The sequence below is a fragment of the Stenotrophomonas pavanii genome (assembly GCF_900101175.1).
Taxonomy (GTDB): Bacteria; Pseudomonadota; Gammaproteobacteria; order Xanthomonadales; family Xanthomonadaceae; genus Stenotrophomonas; species Stenotrophomonas pavanii.
On sequence record NZ_FNFQ01000013.1, the window covers coordinates 74700 to 93720 of the forward strand.

Consider the following 19021-nt stretch of genomic DNA (forward strand, 5'->3'; position numbering starts at 1 on the left):
CCAGGGACGCGCAGGGCTTACAGCCCGCGGTTGCGCACCTGTTCCTGCTGCTGTTCCTGCGCACGCGGGTTGAACTGGCTGTCCAACGCCTCGCTCTGCCGGCTGCTGGCCTCGACCGAGTGCGATACCGCCTGCTGGCGGTCGACGAAGGTCCGCTGCGCGGCCGGATCGCCCAGCTCGCCCTGCACGGCGAACAGGCCGGTGCCATCGGGGCGGGCCACGACGTGGTCGATCTGGCGCATGCCGGACACCTTGCTCTCGTAGGCCAACTGGCCGGCCGCACGCTCGGCCTCCTGCGGGTTGGCGAACAGCGGCTTCAATCCGGCCTGGGCGCGCTGCTGCTCCAGCGCCTGCAGCTTGTCCAGGGCCTGGCCGAAGCGCGCGTGGTCGGCATGCCCGGGGTCGCGCATGCTGGCCGGCGCCGCCGGTTCGGCCCGACCCGGTGCTGCCGGCTGGGTGCTGGCCTTGACCGCGTTGGGGGCATCGACCTGCGCCAGGGTCTTCCGGCCGGCCTTGCCATCGTCGTCGAGGCCGTTGTTGGCCTGGAACTGCTTCACCGCTGCGACCGTGTCCTTGCCATACACGCCATCGGCATGCAGCGGCTTGCCGTCGGCCCCCGCGTAGCCCAGCGCCGCCAGCTTGCCCTGCAGGGCCTTGACCTCATCACCACGTTCGCCCTGCTTGAGCACGCCATCGGCCATCGGTGCCTGTTGCGTGCTGCGCGCGGCCTGCGCCGCTTCGGGGCCCTGCGCGTGGACCTTGCCGCCCAGGGTGATGCGGTCGTTGAGCATGTCGCCCAGGAACCTGCGGTACTGATCGGGCTCGAGCTCGATATGTGCATGCACGGCACCCGGGGTACCGGCATCGGACTGGCGGATCAACGGCGCACCGTACTCGACGAAATCACCGGTCTTGTAGGGCGTGGTGCCACGCGCACCGTGCAGCACCTGCCCGACCAGTTCGCGCTGCGGATGCCCGGCCGGATGGCTCCAGATGCTGATCGAATTCCACTTGTCATTGTTGACCTGGACATACCCGGCGACCGGATTGGGAATCATCACCTCCCGGTCGCCGCGCGCATTGCTCAGGATCAGATCCTTGTGCACCAGCGGGATGCCGTTGCGATCACCGCGGGTCCGCACGGTTTCCAGTTCGCCCTCGACCATGGCCGACGGCCGGTCAGCCTTGGCGGCATTGCCGGTGCGCACGGCCTCGGCATTGGTGTTGGGGTGATGAATCTTCAACTCGCGATAAGCGTCCTCGCCACTGGTGCCATGACGCAGTGTGCGGTTGCTGCTGCCGTTGCCAAAGGGTTCGACCACGACGATGCGCTGGCCACCGGGCGCAGGGGCGGTATCGGGCTCACGCGCGGTTGCGGGTGCAGGCGTCGCAGTGCCTGCCGGGGCGGTCGGCGCTGCGGGCTGCACCGGCGTGTGCCCGCGTACTGCGGTATCCAGGGCCTGCAGGGTCTCCCGGCCGGCCTTGCCGTCGACGGTCAGCCCGTGGGCCTGCTGGAACGCGCGCACCGCATGCTCGGTATTGGCACCGTAGTGGCTATCGGCCGCCAGCGGTTGCCCGTCGTGGCCGGTATGGCCCGCCTGGATCAGCTTGGCCTGCAGGGCCTGGACCTCGGCCCCACGCTCGCCTGGGGTCAGCACGCCGTCGGCCATCGCCGCTACCGCCGCACGCTGGCCACGCTGTCCGGGTTCGGGCTCACCGAACGCCTGCTGGTAATCCTTGCCCTGGTAGGCCTCGGGATTGCGGTTGACCTGGTCGTAGCGCGCCAACCCGACCAGCGCGGTCTTCTCGGTGAGCGCGCGGTCACGCAGCGAATCCCACAGGGTCGGCGAGCTCTGGAAGTGCGACTGCACGTTGGCGTGCTTGTAGTCCTGCACCGCGCGGACAATCTGCTCGTCACTCAGCTCAGCCAGCTTGAAGTCTTCGCCGTAGGCGTGCTGGAGACCCTTCTGGAACACCGAGCGGGTCATGCCGCGGTACTGCACCGAGGTACTCCACAGCGCATCCTGCACGGCCGCACCGCGGCCGGAAAGATCGATGCCCACATCCTTCAGGCGCCCCATCTGCACGTCATAGTATTTGTGCTGGATGAAGTCGTGCTGGTCCCTGGCAAAGCCTGCCGGGTCGGCAGCCGCCACCTCCTTCCAGCGTTCGGTGAAAGCCGGGGTCCCCGCCTGCAGGCCATGGAAGCGGTTGCCGTAACGCGATGCAGCGATGTACTCGTCCACGCCACCCACATTGGTCGCGTACTGGTAACTGCCATACGACACGCCACCGTGGTCGCCCCTGCCGGTGGACACGTGGCCGGGGCCGCGACCGCCGGTTTCGAAATGCGCCGACGTCTGGCCGCGATGCCAGCGGTCCATCGCCTGCTTTGCCTGGGTCACAACATCCATCGTCCTGCACTCCTTGGCGGGGGAATTACTTCGAGGTCAGTGCCTGCAGCACATCGGCACGGTTGGCCGTGCGATTGATCCGGCAGGACTGCGCGTCCAGCATCTGTCCCTGCCCGTCTTCGGCAGGGTTCCAGCTGCAGTAGCGATTGGTATCGGACATGTAGGCCGCCTGCTCGTCCATCAGCCTGTCCTTGTCCTTGCCATCGGGGCCGTCGACGATCTTCATGAAGGCCTGCTCGAGCCGCTGCTCCTGCCAGGCAAGCTCCTCATCGCCACACGCCTGCAGTGCGGGGGTCTCGCCGCCACCGGAGTTCACGCACGTGGCGTACTGCGGCCGCAACGTGGCCTTGTTGTAGGAATCATCCGGGCGCCGGGGTGGCATGTCTTCGTCATCGGCGTCCGTCGCTGTCGTGGCAGGTGCAGCACGTGCAGGCTCTGCAGTGGCCGGCGCCGATGCAGTGGCAGGCGCGGCCGCAGCAGGCGCATGCGTCGTATCCGCCTGCGGGTTCTTGGCCTGGCATGCTGCCAGGCTGAGGCTCAGTGCCAACGCAAACGCGATGGCTGCGGCCTTACCGAACGTTTCGCGGGGGGCCGCTGAAAGGTGATTCGTTCCCTGCATTGCTTGCATCTCCTTGGCATCCAGGCACGTGGCCCGTCAACGCGAAGCCGTCCATCGGCCCCATCGGGAACTGCATGCTACGTCAGCGCGGATTTCAGATGCCTGACTGGATTCAGAATGTGTGCACCCGATCGTAGCCGCTTTGGCCCGGTCCCGCGCGGGGCGCGGCGGCGCTCTACAATCGCTCCATGGCCGCCGATCGTCCGCAGTTCTTCGACTCCACCACCGAACAGGGCGTACTGCGCCTGTCCATCGCCGCCTCATTGCTGCTGGCTGCCGCTGCGGTGGTATTCGGTCTTCTGGCCAATTCCTCGCTGATCATCTTCGATGGCATCTACGGCCTGATCGATGTGGTGATGACCTGGCTGTCGCTGCTGGTCGCGCGTCTGATCGCGCTTTCAACCAGCACCGACGCGCTGCAGTCGCGGCTCAACCAGCGCTTCACCATGGGCTTCTGGCACCTGGAGCCGATCGTGCTGGGGGTGAGCGGCACGCTGATGATCGGTGCGGCGCTGTATGCGCTGGTCAACGCGGTGGATGCGCTGATGTCCGGCGGCCGCCACATCGCGCTCGGCCCGGCCATCGCCTTCGCCGGCTTGTCGATCGTTGGCGAAGGTGCGCTGGCCGGGTTCATCCTGCGCGCCAACCGCCGCATCGGTTCGGAGTTCATCGCGCTGGACGCGAAGAACTGGGTGATCGCCGCCAGCATGTCGGCCTGCTATCTGCTGGCCTTCCTCGGCGGCGTGCTGGTGCGCGGCACCTCGCTGGCCTGGGTCGGGCCGTACATCGACCCGGCCATCCTTGCCTGCGTCTGCGTGCTGGTGATGATCGCCCCGCTCGGTACCGTGCGCCGGGCGCTGGCCGGCATCCTGCTGGTCACTCCGCCGGAACTGCAGGCGCACGTGGACGCGGTGGCACGCGCGATCGTGGCCAAGCATGGCTTCGTCGAGCACCGCAGCTACGTGGCCCAGGTGGGGCGTGGCGAACAGATCGAACTGTTCTTCGTGGTGCGCGAGGACGACCCGCCGCGGCCGCTGGTGGAATGGGACCGGCTGCGCGACGAGATCGGCGATGCGCTGGGCGAAGCCTCGCCCGACCGCTGGCTGACCATCATGTTCACCACCGACCGCGAATGGACGATCTAGGCCAACAGGACGATCGATCAAGTTTTTCGTACGCGTTGCAACCCAACGTACGCGGAAAGCGGGCAAAGTAGGCTCCAACGCAACACCCACCCACTGACCAGGAGCATCCCGATGTCCATCGAAAAGGTTCTGTACACCGCCCAGGCCACCTCCACCGGCGGCCGCGAAGGCCGTTCCGTCTCCTCCGACAACGTGCTGGACATCCAGCTGTCGACCCCGCGCGAGCTGGGCGGCGCCGGTGGCCCGGGCACCAACCCGGAACAGCTGTTCGCCGCTGGCTACTCGGCCTGCTTCCTGGGTGCGCTGAAGTTCGTGGCCGGCCAGGCCAAGGTCGCGCTGCCGGCCGACACCACGGTCACCGGCAAGGTCGGCATCGGCCAGATCCCGACCGGCTTCGGCATCGAGGCCGAGCTGACCATCAACGTGCCGGGCGTGCCGCGCGAGCAGGTGGAAGAACTGGTGCAGAAGGCGCACATCGTGTGCCCGTACTCCAACGCCACCCGCGGCAACATCGACGTGACGCTGATCGTGGCTTGATGCGAAGGGGTCAGAGCCCTTTCGCGTTGCGAGAGGGATCCGATCCCCGGGGAACCGACCCCAAAAAAAATGGGCGGATGCCGGTCGAAACCGAACATCCGCCCATCCCACCTTCGTTGTCCCACAGGGGGCATGAGGTTGCCGGCCAGCGGCCGGCACTACCAGGTCACTTTTCGCTGGTGATGAGCTGCACGACGCTGGAGAAATCCAGCTTGCCGCGGCCGGCCTGGTGGTTCATCGAGTACAGGTTGCGCGCCACTTCGCCCAGCGGGATCGAGGCGCCGACGCTCATCGCCGCTTCCACCGCCAGGCCCATGTCCTTCAGCATCAGATCGCTGCCGAAGCCACCGCTGTAGCCACGCGAGGCCGGCGCATTCTCCAGCACGCCCGGCCACGGGTTGCACACCTCGGTGGCCCAGCTGCGGCCGGTGCTGACCGCCATCATCTGCGACAGCACCTTCGGGTCCAGGCCGTGCGCCACGCCCAGCGCGATGGCTTCACCGGTCACCGCCATGATCACGCCCAGCGCCATGTTGTTGCACAGCTTGGCGACCTGGCCGGCACCACTGGCGCCAACGTGGAAGATGTTCTTGCCCATCGCCTGCAGCACCGGGCGGGCGCGCTCCAGCGCGTCCTCCTCGCCACCGACGATGAAGGTCAGCGTGCCCGCCTGTGCCCCTGCGGTACCACCGGACACCGGTGCGTCGATCATCTGCAGGCCACGCGCGGCGGCGGCTTCCGAGACCTTGCGGGCGCTGGCCGGCGCGATCGTGCTGCAGTCGATGACCAGTGCACCGGCGGGGATCGCGGCAAGAATGCCGTCGTCGCCCAGGTACACGCCTTCGACATGACGGCTGGCCGGCAGCATCGAGATCACCACTTCGGCATCGGCCAGAGTGTCGCGCGCCGACGCGGCGGCGCTGGCACCGGCATCGACGGCGGCCTGCACCGCGGCCGGGACCAGATCGAACACGCGCACGCTGTGGCCGTTCTTGACCAGATTGGCGGCCATCGGGCCACCCATGTTGCCCAACCCGATGAATGCAATGCGGCTCATGCAAGGCTCCTTTCAACAAGGGGAGTGCCCAGGTCGGCCAGCGGATGCGCAGCGTCGGCCCAGGGGGAAGCGAAGAAGGTGTCGGCCCACGCGCCGGTGGCCTCGGCCAGGGTGGCCGGGTTCCACTGCGGATTGCGGTCCTTGTCGACCAGCAGCGCGCGGATGCCTTCGGCGAAATCACCGTGGGCGGCGCAATGCAGGGCGACGATGTACTCCAGGCGATAGATCGCGGCAAGGTCCTGGCCGGCACTGCGGCGCTGAAGTTCGTACGCCAAACGTGCCGAACCCGGTGCACCGGCCGCAAGGGTCTTCTGAGCCGCCTGCAACCAGGCGTCGTCGGTCTGCAGGCTGGCAATGCGCGCAACGACGGCTTCAAGGTCATCGCCTTCGCACAACGCATCGACCTGCGCCGCGTGGGCCAGCAGTGGACCGGTGGCGGCATCGCTGGCATGCGACTGCAACAGATGGGTCAGGCGTTCGTGGTTGTGCACGGTGTCATTGGACCAGGCCACCTGCAGCAGCGCATCGAACACTGCACTGCGGCGTTCTTCGGCCACGTGCACGTCGGCCAGGCCGGCGTAGATGGCATCGCCCGGGTTGAGCAGCGCGCCGGTCAACGCCAGGAACAGGCCGCCCTTGCCCGGTACGCGCGGCAGCAGCCAGCTGCCACCGACATCGGGGAACAGACCGACGGTGATTTCCGGGAAGGCCAGCTTGGAGCGCTCGCTGACCACGCGGTGGCTGGCGCCGGACATCAGGCCGATGCCACCGCCCATCACGATGCCATGGCCCCAGCACAGGATCGGCTTGGCATAGGTGTGGATGAGGTAATCGACGCGGTATTCGACGTCGAAGAACTCGGCGGCGTAGTCGTTCCCGCGGATGTCGCTGCGGCCGGCCTCGCGGAAGGCGACCATGCTCTTGTACAGGCTGTGCAGGTCGCCGCCGGCGCAGAACGCCTTTTCACCGGCGCCCTGCAGCACCACCATGGCGATGCCTTCATCGTCGGCCCAGGCGTTCAACTGCTTCAGCAGCAGATGCGCCATCGGCAGCGAGAAGCCGTTGAGCGTGCGCGGCGCGTTGAGCGTGGCGATGCCGATGCGCGTGCCATTGCCGGCCACGCGCTCTTCGAACAGCACCGGTGCGTCGTCGGCAGCGGTGTCGGTGCTCATGCGTTCTTCCACTGCGCGGCGCGCTTTTCCAGGAAGGCCGTCACGCCCTCGACCTGGTCGGCAGTGTCGAACAGGTCGACGAAGGCTTCGCGCTCGGCCACCAGCGCCGAGGCGTGGGTGCCGGTGCGGGTGGCCTGCACCAGCGTCTTGCAGGCGGCGATGCTGGTCGGGCTCTGCTTGCCGGCCTTCTTCGCCCATTCCAGCGCCAGTGCCTTGGCTTCGCCCTTGCCGACCTTTTCTTCGGCCAGGCCAATGCGCAGCGCGGTCTCGGCATTGATGCGCTCGCCCAGCAGGATCATGCGCTTGGCCCAGCCCTCGCCGACCAGGCGCGGCAGGTTCTGGGTGCCGCCAGCACACGGCAGCAGGCCGACGGTGGCCTCCGGCAGCGCGACCTGGGCGTGGTCTTCGATGATGCGCAGGTCGCAGGCCAGCGCGCATTCCAGGCCACCGCCCATGGCGTAGCCGTTGATCGCGGCGATCGACACGCCACGGAAACCGGACAGCGCCTCGAAGGCTTCACCGAAGCGGCGCGCGGCCTCACGTGCGGCGGCCTTGTCGCCAGAGGCGAACTGGTTGAGATCGGCACCGGCGGAGAAGAACTTCTCGCCCTCGCCAGTGATCACCAGCGCGTAGATGCCGCGGTCTGCGTTGAGCGCGCCGACCAGGTCGCGCAGCGCCGACAGGCTGTGCACGGTCCAGGTATGCGCCGGCGGGTTGTTCAGGGTGACCACGGCGGTGTGGCCATCGACCTCGACCTTCAGGCCCACGTGCTCCTGGGTACGCCAATCCTTCATCGCAGTTCCTCTTCGGTGTTGAGCAGGTGACGGGCAACGATCACCCGCATGATCTCGTTGGTGCCTTCCAGGATCTGGTGCACGCGGCAGTCACGCAGCAGGCGCTCGATCGGGTACTCGCGGATGTAGCCGTAGCCACCATGGATCTGCAGCGCTTCGTTGCAGACGTTGAAACCCGCATCGGTAGCAAAACGCTTGGCCATCGCGCACCACACGTTGGCATCGCTGGCACGGGCATCGAGCTTGCGCGCGGCGGTGTGCACCATCTGCCGCGCGGCCACCAGCTGGGTGACCATGTCGGCCAGCTTGAACTGCAGCGCCTGGAACTCGGCCAGCGCCTTGCCGAACTGGCGGCGCTCGCCCATGTAGCGGCGCGCGGCATCCAGCGCACCCTGCGCGGCGCCCAGCGAACAGGCGGCGATGTTGATGCGGCCGCCATCGAGCCCCTTCATCGCCAGCTTGAAGCCGCCGCCTTCCTCTCCCAGAAGGTGGCTGACCGGCACGCGGACGTTTTCGAAGGTGATGCCGCGGGTGGGCTGGCTGTTCCAGCCCATCTTCTCTTCCTTGCGGCCGAAGCTGATGCCTGGCAGGTCCGACGGCACCGCGATCGCGCTGACACCGCCGGCACCGGCACCGCCGGTACGCGCCATCACCACCAGCAGTTCGGTGGCCCCGGCGCCGGAAATGAAGGCCTTCGAGCCGTTCAGCACGAAATGGTCGCCCTCACGCACGGCGGTGGTCTTCAGCGAGGCCGCATCGGAACCGGCGCCCGGCTCGGTCAGGCAGTACGAGGCCAGCTTGTTGCCCGAAGACAGGTCGCTGCCCCAGGCGTCGCGCAGGGCCGGCTGGCCCCACGTGGACACCATCCACGATGCCATGTTGTGGATGCTGATGTAGGCCGCAGTCGACGGATCGACGTTGGCGAGCTCCTCGATGACGACGGCGGCGTCCAGTCGGCTCAGGCCGCTGCCGCCCACTTCCGGGTCCATGTACAGACCGCAGAAGCCCAGTTCCCCGGCCTTGGCGATCGCCTCGCGCGGAAAGATGCCCTCCGCATCCCATCGCGCGGCGTGCGGCGCCAGTTCGGCCAGTGCGAAGTCGCGCGCAGCCTCGCGGTACGCCTGCTGTGCTTCGTCCAGTTCCGTCGTCATCGAGTGGCTCATGGCTGCTCCTGCGCTTACTTCAGGCTGATCGTGGTGTTGACGCCGTGGCTCAGCGTCTCGTCGTCGAACCAGCGCGCGGTGACCGTCTTGGTCTGGGTGTAGAACAGCACCACCTGCTTGCCGTACGGGCCCAGGTCGCCCAGCTTGGACGCGCGCGAACCGGTGAAGGAGAACAGCGGCACCGGCACCGGGATCGGCACGTTGATGCCGACCTGTCCGACGTCGATGTCTTCCTGGAACTTGCGCGCGGCGGCGCCGGACTGGGTGAACAGTGCGGTGCCGTTGCCGTTCGGATTGCTGTTGACCATCGCGATGGCGTCTTCCAGCGTGTCCGCTTCGAGGATGACCAGCACCGGCCCGAAGATCTCTTCCTGGTAGATGCGCATGTCGGTGGTGACGCCGGCAAAGATGGTCGGGCCGACGAAGTTGCCCTTCTCGAAGCCATCCACCTGCGGCTTGCGGCCGTCGAGCACCAGCTTGGCGCCCTGCTCCACGCCCGAGGCGATCAGGCCTTCCACGCGCTCGCGGGCGCTGCAGGAAATGACCGGGCCGACGTCGGTGCCGGACACGGTGCCGGCGCTGACCTTCAGCGTCTTGGCCTTTTCGACCAGGTCCTGCACCCAGCTGCGCGCTTCGCCGACCAGCACCAGGGTGGACGCGGCCATGCAGCGCTGGCCGGCGGCGCCGAAGGCGGCACCGACCATCGCGTTGAGGGTCTGTTCCTTGTTGGCGTCCGGCAGCACCACGGCGTGGTTCTTGGCGCCCATCATGCACTGCACGCGCTTGCCGGCCAGCGAGGCGCGGTTGTAGACGTGGGTACCGACGCGGGTGGAACCGACGAACGACACGGCCTTGATGTCCGGGTGGTCGCAGATCGCGTTGACCACTTCTTCGCCACCGTGGACGACGTTCAGCACGCCCTTGGGAATGCCGGCTTCCAGCGCCAGTTCAACCAGGCGCATGGTGACCATCGGGTCCTGTTCGGACGGCTTGAGGATGAAGGTGTTGCCGGTGGCAATGGCCATCGGGAACATCCACAGCGGGATCATCGCCGGGAAGTTGAACGGGGTGATGCCAGCGCACACGCCCAGCGGCTGCATGATCGTGTAGGTGTCCACGCCATTGGCCACGTTGTTGGCCAGCTCGCCCAGCTGCAGGTTGCCGATGGCGGCGGCGTGCTCGACCACTTCCAGGCCGCGGAACACATCGCCTTCGGCGTCCGGCAGGGTCTTGCCCTGTTCGGCGGTGAGGATGTGGGCCAGCTCGCTCATGTTTTCGCGGATCAGCTGCTGATACTTCAGGAAGATGCGTGCACGGGTGCCGATCGGGGTCTTGCGCCAGGTCTTGAAGGCTTCCTTGGCGGCGGCGACGGCGGCGTCCACTTCGCTGGCGGTGGCGAACGGCACCTGGGCCAGCACGTCCTGGGTGGCCGGATTGATCACGTCCTGCCAGTGGGAGGTGGCCGATTCAACGAACTGGCCATCGATCAGCATGCGGATACGGGGCGCTGCAACAGTCATGACGACAATCCCACGGGGTGCGAAAGATGCTTGGCATTATTCACAGCACCCACCTCGATTTCCGGCCTGAATCCGCTTAATCTGGCCAATGCGCCCTACGATTCCTGTTAATTCTGTGAATTATTCAGCCCCCCAACGGCAACTTGGCCTGCGCCTGCTGCGGCTGCGCGAGCAGCGCGGCTACAGCCAGGCCGATCTGGCGCGCGCGCTGGGGCTGTCGGCCAGCTACCTGAACCAGATCGAGCGCAACAAGCGCCCATTGACACCGGCGGTGCAGAAGAAGCTGGGAGAGGTGTTGGGCGACGTTTCCTCGCTGTTCGATGACGATGAGCCCGCCGCCCTGCAGGAAGCGCTGGGCGAAACCCTGCGCGACCTGGGCCTGGCTGAGGTCAGCGCGACTGAGCTGCGCGCGCTGGCCGGCAACCTGCCGCAGGTCAGCCGCGCGCTGCTGGACCTGCACCGCCGCCACCTGGCGCTGCGCGAGCACGCCGCCGCACTGGAGTTCCAGCTGGGCGAGCCCGGCGCCGGCAGCACCCTGCCGGCCGGCGACCAGGTGCGCGAGTTCTTCAACCGCATGCACAACCACATTCCCGAACTGGACGAACTGGCCGAACGCCTGTTCGCCGAGTGGGGGCTGTCGCCCGGGCATGTGGCACCACGCCTGCGCCAGCTGCTGGCCGACCGCCACGGCGTGCTGGTGGAAGTGGCCGCGCTGCAGGCCGGGCGCGAGAAGCGCCAGTACGATGCGGGCACGCGACGGCTGTGGCTGCCGGACTACCTGGAGCCGGGCCAGCAGGCGTTCCAGATGGCCGCCGAACTGGCCCTGCACGGCTACCTGCCGCAGATCGATGCGGTGGTGGCGCGTGCCGGCTTTACCGATGAGGCACGCATCGCGCAGGCGCGGATTGGCTTGTCGAATTACTTCGCCGGTGCGCTGGTGATGCCGTACATGCGTTTCCTGCGTGCGGCCGAAGCCAGCAGCTACGACATCGAGCTGCTGGCGCACCAGTTCGGCGTCGGGTTCGAGGCGGTCTGCCACCGGCTGAGCACGCTGGCACGGCGCAGCGCACCTGGCCTGCCGTTCTTCTTCATCCGCGTGGACCGTGCGGGCAATGTGTCCAAGCGCCATTCGGCCACCGACTTCCACTTCTCGCAGGTGGGTGGATCGTGCCCCCTGTGGATCGTCTACGAGGCGTTCAACCAGCCCGGCCGCATCCTCACCCAGACCGCGCGCATGCCCGATGGCCGCCGCCATTTCTGGCTGGCGCGGCAGGTCAGCAGTGGCCCGGTGGGCCATGGCCAGCCCCGCAAGACCTTCGCGGTGGCGCTGGGCTGCGATCTGCAGCATGCCGAACGCCTGGTGTATTCGCTGGGGCTGGATGTGCAGAGCCCGGGCAACTCGGTGTCGATCGGGCCGGGTTGCCGGGTGTGCCCGCGCGAGGACTGCATGCAGCGCGCGTTCGCGCAATTGCCGGGGCGATAGGGGGTTTTGCAGGGCTGCGCCCTGCACCTGCGGTAGTGCCGGCCGCTGGCCGGCAACCTCAAAAGCAAAAGCGGGCATATCGCCATTTGCTGGGGTGCCCACCTTGGTGGGCACATTCTGGCGGTGCGCGAAATGCATCCACGCGTGGCGTGGATCTACTAGTCCCAGAACACGGTCAGCACGCGGTGGCCTTCCGAGGGTATGGGGGCGTCGACGTGCTCGCCGTACGGCCAGCCTTCGCCCACACCGTCGCATTCCAGACCCTGCAGCCAGCCTTCCACGGTCTCGACGTCAGCACTGGTCAGCACATGCACGTTCTCCGCAGCAGGCCATTCGCTGTCGTCTTCCAATGCGCTGCCCAGTCCTGGTGCAGGCCGACGTAGACACCTTCCACTTCAGGCTTTTCGGCGATCGCGGCCAGGCGTGCGTACAGCTCGGCAATCGGCGGGCGACCGAAACCCCATTGGTTGGGCGCGATGCACTCTTCGAAATCATTGCCTTCGAAGTACGCAGCCAGTGGCACCACCGGCAGGTGCTCCGGGTCGCGGGTATCGAGGCGTTCAAGCAGATCCAGCAGTTCCTGGCGGGCAGACATCCACAGCTCCTTGCAACATGAAGCACGATTGTATCGATCGCGCTCAGTAGATCGGGGTCACCTTCATCTGCGGCAGCGGTCGCGGCGCCCCATCGGTAAGGTCAGGGCCGAGGTCGTCCCAGCTGCGTCCCTGCTCGACCATCAACCCCCACAGCTGCTGCGAGGCCAGCCGCTTGTCTTCCGAGCCCAGCTTGTACGAGGGCGGTGACGGTTCACCGCGGGCGACCATCGAATACGCCGCGCGGTAAGCCAGCACCTGCTGCGCCGGATCATCGGTGCGCGCCACCTCCAGCGTGTAGCGCTGGTAGGCCGAGGCCAGGTTGCGCCAGCGGATCCAGTAGTGGTTCTCGAACGAGAACGAACAGAAACGCGCACCGGCCAGGCTGCCCTTGTCTGCGATGCGGGAGAGTACCTCCTGTGGCATGTCCAGGTTCATGCCACCCTCGTCGCCCTGCAGGCTGACGTGCACGATGCGGTCGCGATAACCCGGTGCGCGCGCCTGCAGCAGGTCGCGCCAGTTCTGCATGGTCGCCACGACGGCGAACAGGAAGCGCCCCAGTTCGGCTGCGGCCAGCGGCGTGGCAATGGACTGGTAATGCCGTTGCCAGCCGTGGCGGTTTTCGGTGGGCAGGAACACCGCATGCTCCAGCGCCTGCCGGCTGCCGCTGCCCTGGCTCACTGCTTCGGCGTGCTGCGGATAGACCAGGTTGATGGCGAAGGTCGGCCAACGCGGCAGGGCGGCGTCGAACAGATGGATCGGGAAGTTGCTGCTGATGCCGCCATCGGAGAACCAGCAGATGCGGAAGGCGGTGATCACCGGGCCGCAGGCCTGCCCGGCACTGGTCAGCCCCTCCATGCTGTCGGCCACGTTGTGCTCCGGGTCGGCCGCAGGGGCGGTCGGTTCGCAGCGTCGTTCGCGGCGTGAGGGTTCATGCAGCGGCACCGCGCTGATCAGCAGCGGGAAGCTCAGGCTCATGCGCGTGGCCACCAGCACCGGCAGCTTCGGGCCCTGCGGCAGGTGGTAATACTGCCGCCCGTCCACCTCCAGCGGCGGGCCGGCCTGGCTCACCAGCCACTGCACGACGCTGGCGGGGAACAGCTGTTCGAACTCCTCGCGCAGGAACCAGAACTGCGCGCCGCCCAGTGGCAGCGTGCGCGGCTCGTTGTGCGAGATGCAGGTGGTGATCATCTGCAGGCTGATCGCATGCGGGCTGTCCGGCTCACCGGCATAGCGCGGCGCATCGTGCAGGTCGGCGAAGGTCAACGGTGCATCCAGCGGCTTGCCGGACAACTGCTGCAGGCACGCATGCAGCCACTCGGTCAATGCCGGCTTGCGTGCATCGCGACCGAGACCACTGCACAGGCCCAGCAGGTTGCGCCGCGCCACCCGTGCCACCCGCAGCACCGCGCCAGCGACGCCAGCCCCGTACGCGCACAGCAGTGACGGCAGCAGCGTCGCGGCCACCCCGCTCCAGCCACCGCCCCACCCGCCCAGCCCGAGCAGCAGCGCCAACGACACCAGCACTTCCAGCGGCGCGATCTCGAATACGGCGACGGCCAGGCACAGCAGCTTGTGCGGCAGGCTGGCATTGCCGGTCAGCACCACCAGCAGGCGATAGGCCGCGCGCGCGCCGCGCGCCGGCTGGAACAGGCTGTAGATGAAGCCGCGCCGCGACAGCTGTGCCGACACCGCCGACAGCCCGCCATAGCCGGCGTCGCCCGCCAGCTGCTCGCCAGCCTGCATGCGGCGATCACCGCAGGCCGCCGCAGCCGCCACCGCTGCCGCAATGGCGCCGGCCGAAGTGCCGCCGATGCTCTTGAACCGATACTCGCGGGCCAGCGCCAGTACCGCATTGGGGTACACGATGCCGCTGGTGATGCCGCCTTTCATGACCAGATCGCAGTACTTGTCCGCCACTGTCTTGCCCCCGAGCATGCCGTCCGCCGCGTGGGTTGCAGTATGGCGCAGAGGCTTCTCAGGGCCTGAGAACAACGGCGCAGTCCGCGCACGCAATGCGCCGTTCAGCAGAAAGCGTGGCTGCAGGCTTGACCAGCCCGTCCATCGGCGTAGCATCTGCAGCAAGCCAAGGGACAGACCCGCGGCTGCCACAACGACATGAGGGATTCTCATGGAATTCGACTATCTCGTCTTCATCGGGCGATTCGAGCCCTTCCACAACGGCCACGCCGCCGTTGCCCGCCTGGCCCTGAGCCGGGCCCGCAAGCTGATCTTCCTGGTCGGCTCTGCCGATACCCCCCGCAGCCTCCGCAATCCCTGGACCGTGGCCGAACGTGCCGTGATGATCCAGGCGGCCCTCGACGGCCACGGCGACCGCCTGCTGATCCGCCCGCTGCGTGACCACCTGTACAACGAAGCACAGTGGATCGCCAACGTGCAGCGCCAGGTGGCTGACGCCCTGCGCAACGACGGCGCCGCCGCCGATGCCAGAGTCGGCCTGATCGGCATGGACAAGGATGCGTCCAGCTACTACCTGCGCGAGTTCCCGCAGTGGCCGCTGGTGGACGTGCAGCACACCGCCACGCTGTCGGCCACCGAACTGCGGCGTTACCTGTTCGAGGCCGGCGACGTGGACTTCCACGGTGCATTGCTGATGCTGCGTGGCAATGTGCCGGCGCCGGTGTTCGACATGCTCGAAGCGTTCCGCAAGAGCGCGCCGGCCTATGCCCAGCTGGTGGCCGAGTACCGCTTCATCGAACAGTACAAGGCCGCCTGGAAGGATGCGCCCTACGCGCCGACCTTCGTCACCACCGATGCAGTGGTGGTGCATTCGGGCCACGTGCTGCTGGTGCGCCGCCGCTCGGAACCCGGCAAGGGGCTGTGGGCATTGCCCGGCGGTTTCGTCGGCCAGGAACAGAGCCTGCTCGACAGCTGCCTGCGCGAACTGCGCGAGGAAACCCGGCTGAAGATCCCGCTGCCGGTGCTGAAGGGGTCACTGAAGGGCCAGCAGGTGTTCGACCACCCCGACCGCAGCCAGCGCGGCCGCACCATCACCCACGGTTTCCACTTCGAATTCCCCGCCGGCGAACTGCCGCCGGTGCGCGGCGGCGATGACGCCGACAAGGCGCGCTGGATACCGGTGAGTGAAGCCCTGGACATGGGCCCGCAGCTGTTCGAAGACCACCTGCACATCCTGGAGTATTTCCTCGGCCGCGGCTGACAGGCCCGGCCTCCCCACCGGCGGATAGACCGCTGGTGCCACCCGACGCGAAGGAGCTTCCGTCATGCACTACCTCGATAATCTTCTCCTCAACACCGACAGCTACAAGGCCAGCCATTGGCTGCAGTACCCCCCGGGTACCGATGCCACGTTCTTCTACGTCGAATCGCGTGGCGGCCTGCACGATCGCACGGTGTTCTTCGGCCTGCAGGCGATCCTCAAGGACGCGCTGGCACGGCCGGTCACCCACGACGACATCGACGACGCTGCTGCGGTGTTCGCCGCGCATGGCGAACCGTTCAACGAGACCGGCTGGCGCGATATCGTCGACCGGCTTGGCGGCCACCTGCCGGTACGCATCCGTGCCGTGCCCGAGGGCTGCGTGGTGCCCACCCACCAGGCACTGATGACGATCGAGTCGACCGATCCGACCGCGTTCTGGGTGCCGTCGTACCTGGAAACGCTGCTGCTGCGCGTGTGGTATCCGGTCACCGTGGCCACCATCAGCTGGCACGCACGGCAGACGATTGCCGCGTTCCTGCAGAAGACCAGCGACGATCCGCAGGGGCAGCTGCCGTTCAAGCTGCACGACTTCGGCGCGCGCGGTGTATCGAGCCTGGAATCGGCCGCGCTGGGCGGTGCCGCGCACCTGGTCAACTTCCTCGGCACCGATACCGTATCGGCCCTGTGCCTGGCCCGCGCGCACTATCACGCGCCGATGGCCGGCTATTCGATTCCCGCCGCCGAGCACAGCACCATCACCAGCTGGGGCCGCGAGCGTGAAGTGGACGCCTACCGCAACATGCTGCGCCAGTTCGGCAAGCCCGGTGCGATCGTAGCGGTCGTGTCGGACAGCTATGACATCTACCGCGCGATCAGCGAGCACTGGGGTACCACCCTGCGCGATGCAGTGATCGCCTCGGGCGCCACCCTGGTCATCCGGCCCGACTCGGGCGACCCGGTGGAGGTGGTGGCCGAAAGCCTGCGGCGGCTGGATGAAGCGTTCGGCCACGTGATCAACGGCAAGGGCTATCGCGTGCTCAACCACGTGCGGGTGATCCAGGGCGATGGCATCAACCCCGACACGATCCGCGCCATCCTGCAGCGCATCACGGGCGACGGTTACGCGGCCGACAACGTGGCCTTCGGCATGGGCGGCGCCCTGCTGCAGCGACTGGACCGCGACACGCAGAAGTTCGCGCTGAAGTGCTCGGCGGCACGGGTCGACGGTGAGTGGGTCGATGTATACAAGGATCCGGTCACCGATGCCGGCAAGACCAGCAAGCGTGGCCGCATGCGCCTGCTGCGCCGCCTGGATGACGGCAGCCTGCATACGGTGCCACTGCCGGCCAACGGCGACGACACCCTGCCGGTCGGCTTCGAGGACGCGATGGTGACCGTGTGGGAGAACGGGCGCCTGCTGTACGACCAGCGGCTGGACGACATCCGGGCCCGGGCGGCGGCGGGACGCTGAAGGCGTTTGCGGGAGTCAGGGCCCGGTGCGGGTCAACGGGGATCCGACCCCGGGCTTGACCCCTGCGGCCAACAGGTCCACCTTGCACACGCCGAAGGTATCCCTGCCGTGTCTGGATGGTGGCAGGGATTTAAACGGGAATCCGGTGAAGGCGCCTGGCGCGCCCATTCCGGAGCTGCCCCGCAGCGGTGAATGGAAACGAATCCTGCCAACAGCACTGGGCTCACGCCTGGGAAGCGGCAGGGAGTAGGTGGGCTGCGGCCCGTGTCCATCAGCCCGAATACCGGCCCCGGCCGGGGGACACGACCGTCCCCTGATTCGACCTGGACTCTCCGCGGGGAGGGTGCCGGGGCCGTCGTCGTCCTGCGCGCGCAGGCGGTGTGGCCGCGCGCGTCCTGTTCACGGTATCCGGCCAGCCCGCTTCCACGCCCTGACGCACCCGACGATGACCGAGTTCCAACGCCCCACCCTGACCCTGCCCGCCGACGGCAAGCGCCTGCTGCTGCATTCATGCTGCGCGCCCTGTTCCGGCGAAGTGATGGAAGCGATCACCGCCTCCGGGATCGACTACGCGATCTTCTTCTACAACCCGAACATCCACCCGGTGAAGGAGTACGAGCTGCGCAAGCAGGAGAACATCCGCTTCGCCGAGCAGCACGGCATTCCGTTCATCGATTGCGACTACGACACCGACAACTGGTTCAGCCGCGCACGCGGCATGGAGAACGAACCCGAGCGCGGCGTCCGCTGCACGATGTGCTTCGACATGCGTTTCGAACGTACCGCGCTGTACGCGCACGAACACGGCTACGACACCATCAGTTCGTCGCTGGGCATCTCGCGCTGGAAGAACATGGCGCAGATCAACGACTGCGGCATCCGTGCCGCCTCGCGCTATGAAGGCCTGCAGTACTGGGACTACAACTGGCGCAAGGGCGGCGGTGCCAGCCGCATGATCGAGATCAGCAAGCGCGAGCAGTTCTACCAGCAGGAGTACTGCGGCTGCGTGTACTCGCTGCGCGATGCCAACCGCCACCGACGCGAGAACGGCCGCGAGCGCATCAGGATCGGCCTGCTGTACTACGGACAGGACGCTGGGACGCCGCAGGGCGATTGACGTGTGCGCATGGGGCGGCCACGCTGGTCGCCCCTTCTGTTGTACCGGAACTGCCATGACCGCCCTGCCCGCCGATGTCGCCCTGCTGGTGATCGACCTGCAGCCGGACTTCATGCCCGGGGGCGCCCTGGCCTGCGACCAGGGCGATGCGCTGGTGGCCCCCATTGCCGGACTGTTGGCGCAGCGCCGCTACCGCACGGTGGTGGCGACCCAGGACTGGCACCCGGCCGACCATGCCTCGTTCGCCAGCCAGCACCCGGGCCAGCGTCCGTTCGAGACCATCCTGCTGCACGCGCAGCCGCAGACCCTGTGGCCCGACCACTGCGTGCAGGGCAGCGCCGGTGCCGCCCTGCATCCGGGCGTGGACTGGACTGCGGCCGACCTGATCCTGCGCAAGGGCACGCGCCAACAGGTGGATTCGTACAGCGCCTTCCGCGAGAACCACGGCCCCGAGGGCGAGCGCCCGGCCACCGGCCTGGCCGGCTGGCTGCATGAGCGGCGCATCCGCGAAGTGCACGTGTGCGGCCTGGCCCGCGATTACTGCGTGCTGTGGAGCGCGCAGGACGCAGTGAAGTCCGGCTTCCGGGTGAAGTTCCTGTGGGACCTGACCCGGCCGGTGACCGAAGCCAATGACGCGATGGTGCGCGAGGCGCTGGGCAAGGCGGGGATCGCGATCGCCTGACCCAGAGCGGTAGCGCCGGCCGCTGGCCGACTACCTGCGGATGTCGCCTCTGCCGCTTGCAGGGGCCCGG

At 67.5% G+C, this 19021-nt stretch carries 17 protein-coding genes and 1 riboswitch; of the genes, 7 read left to right on the forward strand and 10 right to left on the reverse strand.

Annotated features, from left to right (window positions below; genetic code table 11):
* Positions 1-17 precede the first annotated feature (17 nt).
* Together BLS66_RS18595 and BLS66_RS20975 are read right to left on the reverse strand one after the other, a co-directional pair.
* The gene (locus tag BLS66_RS18595) at positions 18-2414 is read right to left on the reverse strand and encodes a peptidoglycan-binding domain-containing protein (protein ID WP_074726511.1); all 2397 of its coding nucleotides are present in this window, start codon (positions 2412-2414) and stop codon (positions 18-20) included.
* A gap of 25 nt (positions 2415-2439) precedes the next feature.
* Positions 2440-2796, reverse strand: a complete 357-nt coding sequence (locus BLS66_RS20975) for a lysozyme inhibitor LprI family protein (protein ID WP_244153015.1) — start codon at positions 2794-2796, stop codon at positions 2440-2442.
* 425 nt (positions 2797-3221) lie between these two features.
* On the opposite strand from BLS66_RS20975, the gene BLS66_RS18605 reads away from it, so the two are divergent.
* The gene (locus tag BLS66_RS18605) at positions 3222-4178 is read left to right on the forward strand and encodes a cation diffusion facilitator family transporter (RefSeq protein WP_074726513.1); all 957 of its coding nucleotides are present in this window, start codon (positions 3222-3224) and stop codon (positions 4176-4178) included.
* Positions 4179-4289: 111 nt separating this feature from the next.
* Complete coding sequence (locus BLS66_RS18610; protein ID WP_004153735.1) at positions 4290-4715, forward strand: organic hydroperoxide resistance protein; 426 nt, start codon at positions 4290-4292, stop codon at positions 4713-4715.
* A 166-nt stretch (positions 4716-4881) separates the two neighbouring features.
* Here the strand turns inward: BLS66_RS18610 and mmsB are convergent, their stop codons facing one another.
* From mmsB to BLS66_RS18635, 5 genes are read right to left on the reverse strand one after another with little or no spacing between them, the layout of a single operon-like run.
* The gene (mmsB, locus tag BLS66_RS18615; protein ID WP_049449384.1) at positions 4882-5772 is read right to left on the reverse strand and encodes a 3-hydroxyisobutyrate dehydrogenase; all 891 of its coding nucleotides are present in this window, start codon (positions 5770-5772) and stop codon (positions 4882-4884) included.
* Positions 5769-6944, reverse strand: a complete 1176-nt coding sequence (locus BLS66_RS18620) for an enoyl-CoA hydratase/isomerase family protein (protein ID WP_074726514.1) — start codon at positions 6942-6944, stop codon at positions 5769-5771. The genes mmsB and BLS66_RS18620 overlap by 4 nt, the downstream gene beginning before the upstream one ends.
* Positions 6941-7738: an enoyl-CoA hydratase gene (locus tag BLS66_RS18625; protein ID WP_049466243.1), complete on the reverse strand. Its 798-nt coding sequence runs from the start codon at positions 7736-7738 to the stop codon at positions 6941-6943. The genes BLS66_RS18620 and BLS66_RS18625 overlap by 4 nt, the downstream gene beginning before the upstream one ends.
* Entirely contained in the window at positions 7735-8901 is a 1167-nt protein-coding gene (locus BLS66_RS18630; protein WP_074726515.1) for an acyl-CoA dehydrogenase family protein, read from the reverse strand. The genes BLS66_RS18625 and BLS66_RS18630 overlap by 4 nt, the downstream gene beginning before the upstream one ends.
* A 14-nt stretch (positions 8902-8915) precedes the next feature.
* Complete coding sequence (locus BLS66_RS18635; protein ID WP_053461878.1) at positions 8916-10421, reverse strand: CoA-acylating methylmalonate-semialdehyde dehydrogenase; 1506 nt, start codon at positions 10419-10421, stop codon at positions 8916-8918.
* A gap of 88 nt (positions 10422-10509) precedes the next feature.
* On the opposite strand from BLS66_RS18635, the gene BLS66_RS18640 reads away from it, so the two are divergent.
* Entirely contained in the window at positions 10510-11904 is a 1395-nt protein-coding gene (locus BLS66_RS18640; protein WP_208596530.1) for a helix-turn-helix domain-containing protein, read from the forward strand.
* Positions 11905-12062: 158 nt separating this feature from the next.
* On the opposite strand, the gene BLS66_RS20850 is transcribed toward BLS66_RS18640, so the two are convergent.
* The 3 genes from BLS66_RS20850 to BLS66_RS18650 are packed head-to-tail and all read right to left on the reverse strand — an operon-like array spanning position 12063 to position 14435.
* Positions 12063-12212 (reverse strand): hypothetical protein, encoded by a 150-nt coding sequence (locus BLS66_RS20850; protein WP_208596531.1) that lies wholly within the window; start codon positions 12210-12212, stop codon positions 12063-12065.
* Positions 12206-12499 (reverse strand): hypothetical protein, encoded by a 294-nt coding sequence (locus tag BLS66_RS18645; protein ID WP_208596532.1) that lies wholly within the window; start codon positions 12497-12499, stop codon positions 12206-12208. Before BLS66_RS18645 ends, BLS66_RS20850 begins: the two co-directional genes overlap by 7 nt.
* A 43-nt stretch (positions 12500-12542) precedes the next feature.
* On the reverse strand, positions 12543-14435 hold the full coding sequence (locus BLS66_RS18650) for a patatin-like phospholipase family protein (protein ID WP_074726516.1): 1893 nt from the start codon (positions 14433-14435) through the stop codon (positions 12543-12545).
* 193 nt (positions 14436-14628) lie between these two features.
* Between BLS66_RS18650 and BLS66_RS18655 the strand changes: the two genes are divergently transcribed.
* From BLS66_RS18655 to pncA, 4 genes are all read left to right on the forward strand, one after another.
* Positions 14629-15678, forward strand: a complete 1050-nt coding sequence (locus BLS66_RS18655; protein WP_049465432.1) for a bifunctional nicotinamide-nucleotide adenylyltransferase/Nudix hydroxylase — start codon at positions 14629-14631, stop codon at positions 15676-15678.
* 64 nt (positions 15679-15742) lie between these two features.
* Positions 15743-17152 (forward strand): nicotinate phosphoribosyltransferase, encoded by a 1410-nt coding sequence (locus tag BLS66_RS18660; RefSeq protein WP_074726517.1) that lies wholly within the window; start codon positions 15743-15745, stop codon positions 17150-17152.
* Positions 17153-17230: 78 nt separating this feature from the next.
* Positions 17231-17458, forward strand: a riboswitch (cobalamin riboswitch).
* A gap of 139 nt (positions 17459-17597) precedes the next feature.
* Positions 17598-18269 (forward strand): epoxyqueuosine reductase QueH, encoded by a 672-nt coding sequence (locus tag BLS66_RS18665; RefSeq protein WP_074726518.1) that lies wholly within the window; start codon positions 17598-17600, stop codon positions 18267-18269.
* Between the two features lie 55 nt (positions 18270-18324).
* On the forward strand, positions 18325-18951 hold the full coding sequence (gene pncA / locus BLS66_RS18670; protein WP_057494536.1) for a bifunctional nicotinamidase/pyrazinamidase: 627 nt from the start codon (positions 18325-18327) through the stop codon (positions 18949-18951).
* The last annotated feature ends 70 nt before the right edge of the window (positions 18952-19021 follow it).

What these genes read in the sequence shown, in the direction of transcription:
- BLS66_RS18595 (WP_074726511.1), bottom strand. Translation starts at nt 2,414, where the DNA reads ATGGATGTTGTGACCCAGGCAAAGCAGGCGATGGACCGCTGGCATCGC.
- BLS66_RS20975 (WP_244153015.1), bottom strand. Translation starts at nt 2,796, where the DNA reads ATGCCACCCCGGCGCCCGGATGATTCCTACAACAAGGCCACGTTGCGG.
- BLS66_RS18605 (WP_074726513.1), top strand. Translation starts at nt 3,222, where the DNA reads ATGGCCGCCGATCGTCCGCAGTTCTTCGACTCCACCACCGAACAGGGC.
- BLS66_RS18610 (WP_004153735.1), top strand. Translation starts at nt 4,290, where the DNA reads ATGTCCATCGAAAAGGTTCTGTACACCGCCCAGGCCACCTCCACCGGC.
- mmsB (WP_049449384.1), bottom strand. Translation starts at nt 5,772, where the DNA reads ATGAGCCGCATTGCATTCATCGGGTTGGGCAACATGGGTGGCCCGATG.
- BLS66_RS18620 (WP_074726514.1), bottom strand. Translation starts at nt 6,944, where the DNA reads ATGAGCACCGACACCGCTGCCGACGACGCACCGGTGCTGTTCGAAGAG.
- BLS66_RS18625 (WP_049466243.1), bottom strand. Translation starts at nt 7,738, where the DNA reads ATGAAGGATTGGCGTACCCAGGAGCACGTGGGCCTGAAGGTCGAGGTC.
- BLS66_RS18630 (WP_074726515.1), bottom strand. Translation starts at nt 8,901, where the DNA reads ATGAGCCACTCGATGACGACGGAACTGGACGAAGCACAGCAGGCGTAC.
- BLS66_RS18635 (WP_053461878.1), bottom strand. Translation starts at nt 10,421, where the DNA reads ATGACTGTTGCAGCGCCCCGTATCCGCATGCTGATCGATGGCCAGTTC.
- BLS66_RS18640 (WP_208596530.1), top strand. Translation starts at nt 10,510, where the DNA reads ATGCGCCCTACGATTCCTGTTAATTCTGTGAATTATTCAGCCCCCCAA.
- BLS66_RS18645 (WP_208596532.1), bottom strand. Translation starts at nt 12,499, where the DNA reads ATGTCTGCCCGCCAGGAACTGCTGGATCTGCTTGAACGCCTCGATACC.
- BLS66_RS18650 (WP_074726516.1), bottom strand. Translation starts at nt 14,435, where the DNA reads ATGCTCGGGGGCAAGACAGTGGCGGACAAGTACTGCGATCTGGTCATG.
- BLS66_RS18655 (WP_049465432.1), top strand. Translation starts at nt 14,629, where the DNA reads ATGGAATTCGACTATCTCGTCTTCATCGGGCGATTCGAGCCCTTCCAC.
- BLS66_RS18660 (WP_074726517.1), top strand. Translation starts at nt 15,743, where the DNA reads ATGCACTACCTCGATAATCTTCTCCTCAACACCGACAGCTACAAGGCC.
- BLS66_RS18665 (WP_074726518.1), top strand. Translation starts at nt 17,598, where the DNA reads ATGACCGAGTTCCAACGCCCCACCCTGACCCTGCCCGCCGACGGCAAG.
- pncA (WP_057494536.1), top strand. Translation starts at nt 18,325, where the DNA reads ATGACCGCCCTGCCCGCCGATGTCGCCCTGCTGGTGATCGACCTGCAG.